Annotated in this window: 14 protein-coding genes; 3 read left to right on the top strand and 11 right to left on the bottom strand. The window is 68.3% G+C overall.

The genetic code is table 11. The annotated features are described in order from the left end of the window. Positions 1-191 precede the first annotated feature (191 nt). A complete protein-coding gene (locus tag Q7C18_RS03765) occupies positions 192-830 on the top strand; it encodes a vitamin K epoxide reductase family protein (RefSeq protein ID WP_311024253.1) in 639 nt (212 codons plus the stop codon). Positions 831-897: 67 nt separating this feature from the next. On the opposite strand, the gene Q7C18_RS03760 is transcribed toward Q7C18_RS03765, so the two are convergent. From Q7C18_RS03760 to Q7C18_RS03720, 9 genes are all read right to left on the bottom strand, one after another. Continuing rightward, positions 898-1674: a biotin/lipoate A/B protein ligase family protein gene (locus tag Q7C18_RS03760; protein WP_396954326.1), complete on the bottom strand. Its 777-nt coding sequence runs from the start codon at positions 1672-1674 to the stop codon at positions 898-900. Continuing rightward, complete coding sequence (locus Q7C18_RS03755; protein ID WP_311024252.1) at positions 1671-2504, bottom strand: thioesterase family protein; 834 nt, start codon at positions 2502-2504, stop codon at positions 1671-1673. Before Q7C18_RS03755 ends, Q7C18_RS03760 begins: the two co-directional genes overlap by 4 nt. A 1-nt stretch (position 2505) precedes the next feature. After that, complete coding sequence (nrdF, locus tag Q7C18_RS03750; protein WP_311024251.1) at positions 2506-3498, bottom strand: class 1b ribonucleoside-diphosphate reductase subunit beta; 993 nt, start codon at positions 3496-3498, stop codon at positions 2506-2508. A 126-nt stretch (positions 3499-3624) separates the two neighbouring features. Next, a complete protein-coding gene (gene nrdE, locus Q7C18_RS03745; RefSeq protein WP_396954338.1) occupies positions 3625-5745 on the bottom strand; it encodes a class 1b ribonucleoside-diphosphate reductase subunit alpha in 2121 nt (706 codons plus the stop codon). Positions 5746-5795: 50 nt separating this feature from the next. Continuing rightward, positions 5796-6305 (bottom strand): class Ib ribonucleoside-diphosphate reductase assembly flavoprotein NrdI, encoded by a 510-nt coding sequence (gene nrdI / locus Q7C18_RS03740; RefSeq protein WP_311024250.1) that lies wholly within the window; start codon positions 6303-6305, stop codon positions 5796-5798. 102 nt (positions 6306-6407) lie between these two features. Further along, positions 6408-6656 carry a glutaredoxin-like protein NrdH gene (gene nrdH / locus Q7C18_RS03735; protein ID WP_070162619.1) on the bottom strand — a complete coding sequence of 83 codons (249 nt, stop codon included), beginning with the start codon at positions 6654-6656 and terminating at the stop codon, positions 6408-6410. Positions 6657-7058: 402 nt separating this feature from the next. Next, positions 7059-8138, bottom strand: coding sequence for a zinc-binding dehydrogenase (locus Q7C18_RS03730; protein WP_311024249.1), 1080 nt, complete (start codon positions 8136-8138; stop codon positions 7059-7061). Next, positions 8138-8962 (bottom strand): glucose 1-dehydrogenase, encoded by an 825-nt coding sequence (locus tag Q7C18_RS03725; protein ID WP_311024443.1) that lies wholly within the window; start codon positions 8960-8962, stop codon positions 8138-8140. The genes Q7C18_RS03730 and Q7C18_RS03725 overlap by 1 nt, the downstream gene beginning before the upstream one ends. 26 nt (positions 8963-8988) lie before the next feature. Beyond that, positions 8989-10380 (bottom strand): GntP family permease, encoded by a 1392-nt coding sequence (locus Q7C18_RS03720; protein WP_311024248.1) that lies wholly within the window; start codon positions 10378-10380, stop codon positions 8989-8991. Between the two features lie 238 nt (positions 10381-10618). Here Q7C18_RS03720 and Q7C18_RS03715 point away from each other — a divergent pair, with 238 nt between their 5' ends. Beyond that, positions 10619-11308 (top strand): FCD domain-containing protein, encoded by a 690-nt coding sequence (locus Q7C18_RS03715; RefSeq protein ID WP_311024247.1) that lies wholly within the window; start codon positions 10619-10621, stop codon positions 11306-11308. Positions 11309-11346: 38 nt separating this feature from the next. Here the strand turns inward: Q7C18_RS03715 and Q7C18_RS03710 are convergent, their stop codons facing one another. Both Q7C18_RS03710 and Q7C18_RS03705 read right to left on the bottom strand, forming a co-directional pair. Beyond that, on the bottom strand, positions 11347-12297 hold the full coding sequence (locus tag Q7C18_RS03710) for a phosphoglycerate dehydrogenase (RefSeq protein ID WP_311024246.1): 951 nt from the start codon (positions 12295-12297) through the stop codon (positions 11347-11349). Then, complete coding sequence (locus Q7C18_RS03705; protein WP_311024245.1) at positions 12294-13742, bottom strand: FGGY-family carbohydrate kinase; 1449 nt, start codon at positions 13740-13742, stop codon at positions 12294-12296. Before Q7C18_RS03705 ends, Q7C18_RS03710 begins: the two co-directional genes overlap by 4 nt. Positions 13743-13876: 134 nt before the next feature. Here Q7C18_RS03705 and eda point away from each other — a divergent pair, with 134 nt between their 5' ends. Further along, positions 13877-14530: a bifunctional 4-hydroxy-2-oxoglutarate aldolase/2-dehydro-3-deoxy-phosphogluconate aldolase gene (gene eda, locus Q7C18_RS03700; RefSeq protein ID WP_070160946.1), complete on the top strand. Its 654-nt coding sequence runs from the start codon at positions 13877-13879 to the stop codon at positions 14528-14530. Positions 14531-14578: the final 48 nt, after the last annotated feature.

Genomic DNA, 14578 nt, shown 5'->3' with positions numbered 1-14578 from the left:
TGCCGGCGTCGCCTGGCCCATGCATGTGGTGCGGATATGCAGCTGTCGGAGCAGTCAAGCTCGTCCGACCCCCGGGTGTGGTCCGGGCGTCGGTGATTCTCAGTATCGCACACCCGCACTCGGTCCCCCGGCAGGCTGATGCCCTGGGCCGGAGGACTCACGGTTCAGCCTCGGCCCGTACAATGCTGGACATGGCAGTGGAGAAGACCGCGACCGTGGAGGCCCCCGACGGCGGCCGCACCCTTCAGGCGCGCGGCCCGTTCAGCCGTCCTGCGGTGGGCCTGTGGCTGGTGATCACCGGACTCGTCGGGGCGGTGGCGAGCTTCCTGCTCCTCTACGAGCGGATCCAGCTGTGGCAGGACGCCGAGCACTCCACCGCCTGCGACATCAATCCATGGGTCTCCTGCGGGGAGGTCATGAACTCCTGGCAGGCCGCGACCTTCGGCTTCCCGAACATCTTCATCGGCGTGGTGGGCTTCCCCGTGGTGATCGCGATCGGCATCACGCTGTGGGCCGGGCTCCGGCCCCCGCACTGGTACTGGTCCGGTCTCCAGGCCGGTGTCCTCTTCGCCTTCGGCTTCTGCGTCTGGCTGTGGTCGCAGGCCGTCTACGCCATCGGTGCGCTGTGCCCGTACTGCATGATCGTCTGGGTGGCGGTGATCCCTCTGACGGTGGCGGTGACCGCCCGCAACATCCTCGCCGGCGTCATCCCGGCCTCTGAGGCCCTGCGCCGCCTGACCGCCGACTGGTGGTGGGTGGTCATGGTGCTGCTCTATCTGCTGGTGGCCGTGAGCATCGTGCTCGAGCTGCCCCAGGCGCTCAGCCTCTGAGGCCGGACTCCCGCGCTCACCGGACTCCCCGGGCTCACCGGACTCCCCGGGCGAGTGCGCCGCGGACTCAGCCGAGGTCCGGCGTCGTCTTCTCCTCCTCGAGGAGCGTCCAATGTCTCCGATAGGCGTCCAGCACCGCCTCTTCCACGGCGTCCACCGTCAGGCCGGGCAGGAGTTCGTCTGCGGATCCCGCCGTCAGAGGATCCCAGGGGATGCCCAGATGCGCGTAGACCTCCCCCAGCACGCGGCGGACCTCCGCACCTCCTTCGACCACGATCACTGAGGAGAACAGCCAGCCGGTGGCGATGACGCGCTGGGCGGTGCCGATGACCTTGACGCGCCGATCCGCCGCCCACGGACCGGAGTCTCCCCGGCCCACCGCGTGCACGGACTCCCGTCCGGCGCAGTACTCCCCCGGGATCTCCCCCAGGCGCGCCTCCAGCCCGCAGGCGGTCAGCGCGGCGGTGAGGAGCTCGCCGAAGGCGGCGAAGCGGTCCTGGGACTCCACGATCGGATCGTCGTCGGGTTCGATGTGGTCCACCACGAGGCAGCCCGGATGATAGGCGGCGGCCCGCCCGCCGGCCCGCCGCACGAGAGGCTCGAATCCGAGTCGCCGACACGCCTCGGAGGCGGCGTCGAAGCCCGGCAGCCGCTGGTCCCGCTGGCCGAAGGCCACCGTCGGGCGAGGGCGATAGATCCGCAGCATCGGGGCGGTGCCGCCGGATCGCGTGCGCTGGAGCAGCGAGATCGCCCCGGCCAGGTCGGCCCCAGCACCCTGGGACTCCGCCAGTCGATGCAGCTGCAGCTCTTGGGACGGACGCGTCCGGCGTCGGGAGCTCCTCACAGCGGTCGGACGGTGAGGATCTGTTCGGCACGGCCGAACGGGCCCGCAACGTCGTGCAGCACCGACGAGGTCAGGCCGACACCGTCGGCACCGAAGGTCTGCCGGGTCTGCACGCCCAGCCACTGTCCCACCGGAGTCCGATGCAGGTGGATCTGCAGGTCGACGTTGGGGAACATCCAGGACTCGGGCCCCGGAGGCACCCGCGGCGCCACGCCGTTGGCGGTGTCCACCATCCCGAGCAGGCGCACCAGCGACGACGTCTCCGCGCCGGAGACCATCTCATAGGGGTTGCGCAGCCAGGTGAGGCCGCGACCGGGGCGATGTTCCTCCCCCACACGGATCTCGAGGGAGCGGATGTAGCCGCCGGGCCAGACCTGCATGCCCTCCCAGGGCTCCATCAGATCGGGCCCCGGCACGGCCTCGTCTTCGCTCGCCGCGACCTCGGCGGTGTCCGAGGTCTTCAGTCGCCAGCCTCGCGCCACCACCGCGGTGCGCCCCTGAGCGATCATCTCCGCCTCGACGAGCTCGATGGTGCGCCCCGGACGGATCATCCGGGTGACCACCTCGATCTCGCCCGCGTGGATGATGCCGTGGATGTCCAGGCTCAGGCGCGCCAGCCGCAGATCGTCACGGGGATGGAAGCTCTCCAGCGCATGCGTGAGGAGCCCCGTGGCGGGAGCCATGTGCTGCTCATGCGGGTTCCACGCCCCCTGGGCATGGATCGTGGAGCGGAACCGGCCCTCGCCGAGAGACTCATAGAAGAAGTCTCCGTCAGCGAGCTCTATCGTCTCATCCTTCGTCTGCTGCGAGCCCCCGGACTGCACGGTCACGTCAGAAGTCCCAGTCCTCGTCCTCGGTCTCCACGGCCTTGCCGATGACGTAGGAGGAACCGGAGCCGGAGAAGAAGTCGTGATTCTCATCGGCGTTGGGGCTCAGCGCGGAGAGGATCGCCGGGTTCACGTCGGTGACGTCCTTGGGGAACATCGCCTCGTAGCCGAGGTTCATCAGCGCCTTGTTGGCGTTGTAGTGCAGGAACTTCTTCACGTCCTCGCTCAGCCCGACGCCGTCGTAGAGATCGTGGGTGTACTGCACCTCGTTCTCGTAGAGCTCGAACAGCAGATCGAAGGTGTAGTCCTTCAGCTCCTGACGCCGCTCCGGAGTCTCGGCCTCCAGCGCGCGCTGGTACTTGTAGCCGATGTAATAGCCGTGCACCGCCTCATCACGGATGATCAGACGGATGACATCGGCGGTGTTGGTCAGCTTCGCGTGGGCGGACCAGTGCATGGGCAGGTAGAAGCCGGAGTAGAAGAGGAAGGACTCCAGGATCGTGGAGGCCACCCGCTTCTTCAGCCCGTCGTTCCCGTGGTAGTAGTCCATGACGATCTGAGCCTTGCGCTGCAGGTTCGGGTTCTCCCGGGACCAGCGGAAGGCGTCGTCGATCTCCTTGGTGGAGCACAGGGTGGAGAAGATCGAGGAGTAGGACTTCGCGTGCACCGACTCCATGAAGGCGATGTTCGTGTACACCGCCTCCTCATGCTGGGTCAGCGCATGCGGGATGAGCGCGACCGCGCCCACCGTGCCCTGGATGGTGTCCAGCAGGGTCAGGCCGGTGAAGACCCGCATGGTCAGGGTCTGCTCCTCCGGGGTGAGCGTCGCCCAGGACTGGACGTCGTTGGACAGGGGCACCTTCTCCGGCAGCCAGAAGTTGTTGACCAGACGGTTCCAGACCTCGCCGTCCTTCTCGTCCGGCATGCGGTTCCAGTTGATGGCCTCGACGTGGTCGAGCAGCGTCGAGGAGGTCGTCGCAGATGCTGATGTGGTCATCTCGGGTGAGGTCTCTCTTCTCGTCCGGGCGGGTCCGTTCGGCCCAGCCCTCGTCTCTCCGTCAGTGTCGATCGGCGCGGTGTCGGGCGTCCGGGGCGGGCTCCGCGGTGGGCCCGCCGCCGAACCTCACAGCATGCAGGACACGCAGCCCTCGACCTCGGTGCCCTCGAGCGCGAGCTGACGCAGACGGATGTAGTACAGCGTCTTGATGCCCTTCTTCCACGCGTAGATCTGGGCCTTGTTGATGTCGCGGGTGGTGGCGGTGTCCTTGAAGAACAGCGTCAGCGACAGGCCCTGGTCCACGTGCTGCGTGGCGGCCGCATACGTGTCGATGATCTTCTCATATCCGATCTCGTAGGCGTCCTGGTAGTACTCCAGATTGTCGTTGGTCAGGAAGGGCGCCGGGTAGTAGACGCGCCCGATCTTGCCCTCCTTGCGGATCTCGATCTTCGAGGCCACCGGGTGGATCGATGAGGTCGAGTTGTTGATGTAGGAGATCGAGCCCGTCGGCGGCACGGCCTGCAGGTTCTGGTTGTAGATGCCGTGCTCCATCACGGAGGCCTTCAGCTCGCGCCAGTCGGCCTGCGTGGGGATGTGCACGTGGCTGAACAGCTCGCGGACCTTCTCGGTCTGCGGCTCCCAGACCTGCTCGGTGTACTTGTCGAAGAACTCGCCGGAGGCGTACGTCGAGTCCTCGAAGCCGTCGAACACCTCACCCTTCTCCATGGCCAGCCGGTTGGAGGCACGCAGTGCGTGGAACAGCACCGTGTAGAAGTAGATGTTCGTGAAGTCGAGGCCCTCGTCGGATCCGTAGAAGACCCGCTCCCGGGCGAGATAGCCGTGCAGGTTCATCTGGCCCAGGCCGATGGCGTGCGAGCGGCGGTTGCCGTCCGCGATCGAGGGGACCGAGTCGATGTAGGACATGTCCGAGACCGCGGTCAGCGAACGGATCGCCGTCTCGATGGTCTGCCCGAAGTCCGGGGAGTCCATCGTCTTGGCGATGTTCAGCGAGCCGAGGTTGCAGGAGATGTCCTTGCCCACCGTGGCGTAGCCGAGGTCCGGGTTGTACTCGCTGGGCTCGGAGACCTGCAGGATCTCGGAGCACAGGTTGGACATGGTGATCCGGCCCTTGATCGGGTTGGCCCGGTTCACCGTGTCCTCGAACATGACGTACGGGTACCCGGACTCGAACTGGATCTCCGCCAGGGTGGTGAAGAACTCCCGAGCGTTGATCTTCGTCTTGCGGATCCGCGCGTCGTCGACCATCTCGTAGTACTTCTCGGTCACCGAGATCTCACTGAAGGGCTTGCCGTAGACCCGCTCGACGTCGTACGGGGAGAACAGGTACATGTCCTCGTTGCGCTTGGCGAGCTCGAAGGTGATGTCCGGGACGACGACGCCGAGCGAAAGAGTCTTGATGCGGATCTTCTCGTCCGCATTCTCCCGCTTGGTGTCCAGGAATCGGTGGATGTCAGGATGGTGCGCGTTGAGGTACACGGCACCGGCTCCCTGGCGGGCGCCCAGCTGATTCGCGTAGGAGAAGGAGTCTTCGAGCAGCTTCATCACCGGGATGACGCCGGAGGACTGGTTCTCGATCTGCTTGATCGGAGCGCCGTGCTCGCGGATGTTGGTCAGCGACAGGGCGACCCCGCCGCCGCGCTTGGACAGCTGCAGCGCCGAATTGATGCCGCGGGCGATCGACTCCATGTTGTCCTCGATGCGCAGCAGGAAGCAGGAGACGAGCTCGCCGCGCTGCTTCTTGCCCGCGTTGAGGAAGGTCGGCGTCGCCGGCTGGAAACGCCCGGAGACGATCTCCTCCATGATGTCCATCGCCAGCTGCTCGTCGCCGCGTGCCAGATGCAGGGCCACCATGCAGACCCGGTCCTCGAAGCGCTCGAGGTACCGCTTGCCGTCGAAGGTCTTCAGGGCATAGGAGGTGTAGAACTTGAAGGCGCCCAGGAACGTCGGGAAGCGGAACTTTCGGGCATAGGCGGTCTCCCAGAGCCGGTTGATGAACTCCCGGCTGTACTGTTCGAGGGTCTCGACCTCGTAGTAGTCCTTCTCGACGAGGTACTTCAGCTTCTCGTCCAGGTCGTGGAAGAACACGGTGTTGGTGTTCACGTGGTCGAGGAAGTACTGCCGCGCGGCGAACTGATCGGCCTCGAACTGGATCTTCCCGTCCGAGCCGTAGAGGTTGAGCATGGCATTGAGCTCGTGGTAGCTCAGCCCCTGCCACTGCGGCGGCAGCTCCTTGGCGAGCTGCTCTCCGGCGGCACCGGCGTGCGATTCACGGTCCTTCAGCGGCGTGACTGCTGTTTCCAAAACTCTTCCAATCCCTGGTGGACGGTGGACACGTCGTCCTCAGTGCCCATCAGTTCGAACCTGTACAGATGAGGGACACCGCATTTGGCGGCGACGATGTCCCCGGCGATGCAGTAGCTCTCGTGGAAATTCGTGTTGCCTGCGCCGATGACTCCACGCAGGAGTCTCCGGTTGGACTCCACGTTGAGGAACTTGATGACCTGCTTGGGCACCGAGCCCCGTCCGCCGTCCGCCCCATAGGTGGGGAGGACCAGGACGAAGGGCTCCGTGGCCTGCAGAGTCTCCTCTCGGGTGTGGAGCGGGAGTCTGGCGACCTGCTCGGCCGGCAGACCCAGCTTCTCCACGAAACGATGGGTGTTGTTCGAGACCGAGGAGAAATAGATCAGGGATGCCGCCGTCGTCCTGCCGGGGCCGCCGTCCGCAGGGGCGCCCGCGGCGCCGGCGGGGCCGGCGGGGCCGGCCGCCTCCACGGCTGCTGCGGTCATGGCTGCTGCTCCTCGATGGTTCTCAGGTGCTGCTCCGCACTGATTCCTGCCGGGTGTCCATGCGCGGGGAGACTCTCTCCACCCCGCTCGCGGTGTCAGAGATCAGGCGACCGAGGTGGCCTCGGCGCGCGCGGCGAGACCGGAGATCTTGTCCGGCCGGAAGCCCGACCAGTGGTCGTCCTCGGTGATGACGACAGGGGCCTGCATGTAGCCCATGGCGCGGACGCGCTCCAGCGCCTCCGGGTCCTGCGAGATGTCGACGGAGGTGTAGGCGACACCGTTCTTGTCCAGGGCGCGGTAGGTGGCGTTGCACTGGACGCATGCGGGCTTGGTGTAGACGGTGACGGACATGGTCCTCCCCTTCTCTCCCGCCCTCTGCGAGGGGCGGGCGTCGTCGTCGGGTGTTCCTGTGGAAGCAATGCCTCAATACTACATCTTGGGTCGGGGCACGGTAGTCACCACTAGATGCTGTACTCACACCAGTGTAGTTCGTCCACCGGCGAGTGCACAGCCCCTGTGGACCGACGGATCCGCGGATTCATGCGGATCCCTGCGTGACGCACCCCGGTGGTCCACAGCTGTGGAGATCGGCCCCTCCACGGGAAGGATGATTTTTCTCACCGCGTGTCGCGGCGTGTCGACCCGCTGGGACGGAAGATATGCCCCGCAGACGCAGAACCGGCCGCAACATCTTGTGCTGCGGCCGGTCCGAGGCAGGGTCGGGCGGGCGGAATCAGTGGCACATGCCTCCGCTCAGCACCACCGGGCGGTGATCACCTTCCCAGACGCCTGGGCGTCCCCGGCGGCGGCGAACAGCACCGCCGGATCCCCTGGGTCGAGCTCATGGGTGATGACCGACTCGATCTCCGGGCGTCTGGCCAGCATCTCCACGGCGGCGTCGATCTCCTCATGGAACCGAAAGGTGCCCACGTAGCGGACCTCCTTGGCGATGAACGGCGCCAGATCCACCGGTCGCGGTTCAGCCGGCACCATTCCCACCTGCACCACGACGCCCGCAGGACGCACTGCTTTCAGCACCGCCGAGATCGACGCCGCGGCACCGGAGCACTCCAGCACCAGGTCGTACGCGCTGGCAGGGAGTTCCTCCCGCGAGACGTCCACCGCGCCGTCGGCGCCCTGGCCGCGCGCCCTTTCCAACGGCTCCGCCAGAACATCGGCCACCGTGACCTCAGCGGCCCCGGCGTCGCGGAGCGCTGCGACCGCCAGCAGACCAATGGGCCCGGCGCCGGCGACCAGCACCCGTGCCCCCTGCACCGCGGCACCCACCGTCCGCGCCTGGGCGAGGGCATGCAGGGCCACTCCGAGCGGCTCCGCGAGCACGGCCCGGCGCACCGGGAGCTCCCGCGGGAGCGGTCGCACCATCTCCCGGTCCACCAGGAGCAGCTCGGTGAGCGCCCCCTGAGTATGAGGCCAGGTCGACGCGCTGCCCAGATACGATCCGTCCGGCCACAGATGGGGCGCCTCGGCGATCCGGGGGTCCCGCGTCCCGAACCGCGCAGGATGCACCGTCACCGGCGTTCCTGGCGCCCAGCCCCCGGACGGGTCGTGCTCCACCTCTCCGGAGAGCTCATGCCCCGGGATCAACGGTTCCCGCAGCTCGAAGGCGCCGTTGGCCCCCTGCTGGAAGTAGTGCAGGTCGGATCCGCAGACCCCCACGTGGTGGACGGCGATGCGCACCTGGCCCGGGGACGGCGGCGGCACCACGGTCCGACGCACCTGCGCCTGCTCGGCGCCGTCGATGAACAGCGCACGCACCTCACGCGACCCCGCCTCCCCCGTCGTCCAGGGATCCCGTTCGCTGGGCCTGTCCATCAGACCACCGCCGTCATGCCGCCGTCGACGAACAGGTTCTGCCCGGACACGAAGCTCGAGGCCTCAGAGGTCAGGAAGAGCAGCGCACCGGAGAGCTCCTCGAAGGAGCCCCAGCGTCGGGCCGGCGTGCGGGCCACCAGCCAGGAGCTGAACGCCTCGTCCTCCACCAGCGCCCGATTCATCTCCGTGGCGAAGTAGCCCGGCGAGATCGCATTCACCTGGATCCCATGGCGCGCCAGGTCGGCGGCCATGCCCTTGGACAGCTGTGCCACGGCTCCTTTGGTGGCGGAGTACGGAGCGATCGTCTCCCGCGCCAGCATCGACTGGACCGAGGCGATGTTGACGATCTTGCCCGACCCGCGGGCGACCATCCCGGGCACCACGTGCCGCGAGACGTAGAAGACGCTGTCCAGATTCGAGGCGACCAGCGCGTCCCAGTCCTCCGGATCGAAGGTCTCGAACGGCGCGCGGCGCTGCAGGCCGGCGTTGTTGACCAGGATGTCGGGGACGCCGTGGACCGCGATGAGCTCCTCCAGCCCGGCCCGCACGGCCGCGACGTCGGTCACGTCGAAGCGGACCGACACCGCCTCGCGACCGGATCGACTCGAGGCCTCAGCCCGCACGGCTTCGAGGGCCTCAGCGTCCCGGCCGTGCACCACCACGCGGGCCCCGGCGTCGGCGAGAGTCAGCGCCAAGGCCCGACCCAGCCCTCGGGAGGACCCGGTCACCAGCGCCAGCCGGTCCGCGACGTCGAATAGGGCCGAAGGGCCGGTGGGCACGGTCGACCCCGGGTCATCGCCTGCGGACTCCGCAGGTCGCTGCATGTGCTGATCAGTCATGATCCCCCTTCTCAGACGGCACTGGCGGCCAGGTAGACGATGCCCACGAGCAGGAAGCCGAGGACGGACTGCAGCGCCTGCTGCACGGTCCAGGTCTTCAGGGTGGTCTTCACGTCCATGCCCATCAGGCGACCGACCAGCCAGAAGCCCGAGTCGTTGACGTGTCCTGCGAAGACGGAGCCTGCAGCCGTGGCGAGCACGATGCAGGCGACCTGAAGCGCATTGAAGTCGCCGGTGAGCACGGCCGGGGCAGCGAGGCCGGCCGCCGTCACCAGGGCGACGGTGGCCGATCCCTGGGCGAGACGCAGCGCCACCGCGATGAGGTAGGCGGCGACGATGACGGGCAGCCCGATGCCGCTGAGCGAGTCCGCCAGAGCATCCCCGATGCCCGAGGCTCGGAGCACCCCGCCGAACATGCCGCCGGCACCGGTGATCAGGATGACGGAGCAGACCGGGCCGAGGGCCGAGTCCAGCAGCTTCTCCAGTGCCGAGCCCTGTTCACCGCGGCGATGGCCCAGCACGACGGTGGCGACGATCACGGTGATCAGCAGGGCCATGGCCGAGGTGCCGAGGAACGTCAGCGTCTGGACCCACAGGTCCTCGTCGCTGACCACGCCGACCGAGGCCAGGCTGCTCAGGCCGGTGTTGAGGAAGATCAGGAACATCGGCAGCAGCAGCAGGCCGATGACGGTCGCGACCCGCGGCGGGTTGTGCGGCTGGTCGTCGTCGACGTCGCCGAAGAGGCTCGGCACGGGCACCATGATGCGCTCCCCCACCAGACGGCCCCACACGGCTCCTGCCAGGTACCACAGCGGATACGCGATGATGAGCCCCACCAGCAGGACGAGTCCGAGGTTGGCCTCATAGAACTCGGTGGCCGAGACGGGGCCGGGATGCGGCGGCAGGAAGACGTGCATCACGGAGAAAGCGGCGGCGGTGGGGATGCCGAAGAGCAGGACCGACCTGTTGCCGGAGACCCGTCGGGCGACGGCGAAGACGATCGGCAGCATCATCACCAGGCCGGCGTCGAAGAACATCGGGAATCCCAGGATCAGGGAGGCGATTCCCAGCGCGAGCGGCGCCCTGCTCTCCCCGAATGTGGTCACCATCCGATCCGCCAGGGCCTTCGCCCCTCCGGAGTGCTCCACCAGCCGACCCAGCATGGCTCCCAGCGCCACGAGGATCGCCACCGACGCGAGGGTCGAGCCGAAGCCGTCCATGAGCGTCTCCGAGATGGCGGCCATCGGCACGCCGGCGACGATCGCGGTCAGCGCCGAGACGACCACCAGGGTGATGAAGGCGTGGACCTTGAAGCGGATGATGAGCAGCAGGATGAGCGCGACGGCGCCGACGGCGATGGCCAGCAGCGGACCGGTGCCCAGGGTCTGCGTCCAGTTGTCCATGTGTATCTCCATTGATCTGCGGGACGACGCGGCGGGGAGGACCGTGTCCTGCCTCACACGCCGTGAACAGAGCCGAGACTGCCATATAGATCACACTTTTCGCAACCACTAGTCATACCTATGCGTGTCAGCCGTCACGGCCCCATCGTGGTGTCCTAGTGTGGTGGTGATCCGCCCCTCCTACCAGCATCCCCCACCAGCATCCGCAGCAGGACCTCACCCCCAGAAGGCAGGCCCCGTGGCATCACACGACTCCGTCCTCGACCACCTCGGACGCCGCATCGCCGGCGGCGAGCTCGCCCCGGGCACCGTGCTGACTCTCGCAGGGCTCGAGTCCGAGTACGGGGTGTCGCGGACGGTGATCCGCGAGGCGGTCCGGGTGCTGGAGGCCAAGGGCATGGTGGCCTCCAAACGCCGCATCGGGGTCACCGTCGCGCCGATGAGCAGCTGGAGCGTCCTGGACCCCGATCTCATCCGCTGGAGGCTGCGCAGCGCGGCGCGGGCGCAGCAGATCGTCGCGCTGACCGAGCTGCGCCTGGCCGTGGAGCCGGCCGCGGCACGGTTGGCCGCCCTGCGCGCCACGGAGGACCAGCGCGCCGAGATCGGCAGGCTCGCCGCCGAGCTCGACCGGCTCGGAGCCGCCGGCCGGGGCGACAGCCCCGAATACCTCGCCGCCGACATCGCCTTCCACGACTGCCTGCTGGACGCCTGCGGCAATCTCATGCTCACCGCCATCAAGGAGCCCATCGCCGAGGTCCTGACCGGCCGTCAGGACGCCGGCCTGACCCCTGCCCATCCCGTCCACGAGGCGCTGCACAACCACGTCGAGGCCGCCGGAGCCATCGTGCGCGGCGATCCGGACGCTGCGGAACATCACGTGCGCGCCTACGTCGAGACCATCCTCGCCGAGGTGCGGGTCCTGCCCTGAGCCTCTGCCGCCGGTCGGTCACCTGTGAGACCTGCCGCTCAGACCACGCGGTGGCGGCAGTCCCGGCCCTGCAGGACGTCCAGCAGATTGCCCACGGCGGCCTGCGCCATCCGGTGCACGGCCTCAGCAGTGTGGGCCCCGGTGTGCGGAGTGGCCACGACCCGGGGATGACCGATCAGCGGAGAGCTCCGCGGCGGCTCGGTCTCATAGGCATCGACTGCCACCCCATGGAGCCGCCCCTCCTCCAGCGCCGCATGCGCGGCCTGCTCGTCCAGGAGTCCTCCGCGGGCCGTGTTGACCACGATGGCGCCGTCCGGCAGCAGGTCCAGGCGGCGTGCGTCGACCAGATGGCGGGTCCTCGGTGTCAGTGGCACATGCAGGCTGAGCACATCGGCCCGCCGGCACACCTCGTCGACGGAGCCGGGGACGATCCCAAGCTCACGGATGCGGTCATCGTCCAGGGCGGGGTCGCAGCCATGGACCTCCATGCCCAGTCCGGCGCCGGCACGAGCCACCTGCCGCCCGATCTCACCGAGTCCGATGACGCCCAGCCGACGCCCGCCGAGCTCCACACCGTCGGCCCGGGGCCAGTCCCCCGCGGCGACGGCGGCGTCGAGACGCGGGATGCGGCGTGCCACCGCGAACATCAGGCCGACCGTCAGCTCGGCCACCGACTGGGAGTTGGCCCCTGGGGCGTTCGTCACGACGACGCCGGCCGCCCGCGCCGCCTCCAGGTCCACCCGGTCGGTGCCCACGCCGTAGCGGGAGATCACCGTCAGACGGGGGGCCGCTGCGATGACACGAGCTGTGTAGTCGTCCAGCCCGGCCACGACCCCATCGACATCGGCGATCAGGGCGATGAGCTCAGCTTCGCTCAGCGGCCGCCCGTGGGGGTTGAGCACGACGTCGGCCCCTGCCTCTCGGATCCGGCGCAGCGCCGGGTCCTCCGGCGTGCGGCTCAAGGACGTCGGGGTGACCAGGACCTTCATGCGGCACCTCCCGAGACGTCTTCAGCCGGGCTGGTGCGGGCGTAGCCCTCCAGGTACCTGGCGAACTCAGCGGCGTATCGACGCGTCCGGGCCAGATCAGGGGTGATCGTGCTCCTGCGGGCCTCTGTGAGTGCAGGCTGCGCGCTCTCCACGCCGGCCGCGCGCAGTCCCATCTTCACCGCGCCCACCGTGGAGCTGTGCTGCAGCGCCGAGATCTCCATCTCCACGCCGAAGACATCGGCGGTCAGCTGGGTCCAGAACGGCGAGGAGAGCACGCCGCCGGAGAGGATGATCCGCTCCGGCTCGCCGTTGAGCGCCGTCAGCTCCCGGTAGCAGTGGAGCAGAGAGAACGTCACGCCGTGCAGGACGGACTGATACATGTCTGCGCGACTGTGCCGGGGATGCAGCTCGAGGAAGCCCCCGCGCCGTTGGTCCTGCCAGCCGGGGCAGCGTTCACCGAACAGGAACGGCATGAACAGCGGCAGATCCCTCTCCCGGGCGCTGAGCATCGGCTCCAGCTGGTCGAAGGTCATCGCGCCGCCGAAGAGCTGGCCTTTGGCCCAGTCCACGCAGTTGGTGCATCCGGAGGCGGCTGCGCCGGAGAGCCAGCCGGTGGGCGAGCGATAGGCCCAGGTGCTCATCCGCGGTGACAGCGAGGGGCCGCCGACGGCGAACCGCAGGGCTCCCGAGGTCCCCATGGAGAAGGTCATCCGCCCAGGCTCGGTGGCATCCTCCCCCACCTGGTTGAGGCCCCCGTCCGGGGCAGGCACGACCACCGGGGTCCCGGCCGCCACACCGAGCATGCTCGCCGCCTGAGCGGTCAGCGGCGCGGTGTCGACACCGTCATGGAGCTCCGGAAGTTCGATGCCGTCGAGGCCGAGTCGACGGATCACCTCGTGGTCCCAGTCATCGGAGGAGGTGCTCAGCAGTCCCGTGCCGGAGGCCTGGGAGTAGGAGGTCCAGCGGCGACCGGTCAGTCGGGCGAAGGTGTAGCTGTTCTGGTCCATGACCACACCGCCGGTCAGGTCCATGCCCTGGCGGGCCAGGAGCATGAGCTTGAAGGCCGGGTAGATCGCATTGACCATGCAGCCGGTCCGCTCATAGAACCATCGCGTGAACTCCTGGTCCGCACGGAGGTCGGCACAGAGATCCTGGGCTCCCGTGTAGGGCCATTCCTGCACGCCGGTGATGGGGCTCAGGTCCGGCTCGCGGACGGTCAGGCCGTGCCAGGTTCCGGACAGCGCCACCATGTCCACCGAGCGCCCGGCGGCCGCTTCGGCACCGAGCTGGATCAGCTGGACGAAGATCCCTTCCGCCTCCCGGACGGCCGCATCCTCTCCCCCGATGACGAATCGGCGAGTCCGGACCGTCACCTCCTGGGTCTCGGTGTCGAAGAGCATGGTCTTCGCCGAGGTCGTGCTCGCTTCGAGGGCAAGGATGAGCATCCCGTCTCGCCTCCTGGGTCGACGCTGAAGGTGGAGGCGAGCCGCCCGAGGCGGCACCGCCTGCCGCCAATGATATGATCATTTCACTCGAAAAGTGAACCGGGCCACTCTGACGCCCGATGGAAAGGTCGACGATGACCGACGCGCTCGCCACCATCGCCCACCACGGCGTGGTCCCCGTGGTCACGCTCCACGACGCCGACCACGCGCCATCTCTGGGCCGCGCGCTGATCGCCGGCGGGCTTCCCGTCGCCGAGGTGACCTTTCGCTCGGCGGCCGCTGAGTCCTCGGTGGCCGCGCTCACCCGAACGCCTGATCTGCTGGTCGGAGCCGGCACGATCGTCACTGCGGAGCAGGTGGACCGGGCCGCGACGGTCGGAGCGCAGTTCATCGTCTCCCCGGGACTGTCCCGTGCCGTGGTGGACCGCGCCGCCGCCCACGGACTGCCCGTCATCCCCGGAGCCGTCACCGCCACGGAGGTGCAGTCTGCCCTCGAGATGGGCCTGACCACGGTCAAGTTCTTCCCCGCCGCCACCTCCGGCGGCCCTGAGGCCATCAGCGCACTCAGCGCCCCGTTCCCGCAGGTGCGATTCATGCCCACCGGAGGGGTGACGACCCGGAGCCTCCCTGACTACCTGGGACTGCCGTCCGTCCTCGCCGTCGGCGGCTCCTGGATGGTTCCGAGCGACCTGCTGACCCGGCAGGACGAGGCAGCTCTGACCGGGACGATCCGGCACAGCGTGGAGCACGTCGCGCACGTACGTCGGGACACACGACGGCGGGGCTGACCTCCTCGAAGAGATCAGCCCCGCCGTCGTGATGGTCAGGCCGCGCCC

Origin of the sequence: Nesterenkonia sp. CL21 (genome assembly GCF_031705515.1) — a bacterium.
In the GTDB taxonomy this organism is placed as follows: domain Bacteria; phylum Actinomycetota; class Actinomycetes; order Actinomycetales; family Micrococcaceae; genus Nesterenkonia; species Nesterenkonia aethiopica.
The sequence above is the reverse complement of the archived record's forward strand: the minus strand, read 5'-3'. Positions and strand labels throughout refer to the sequence as shown.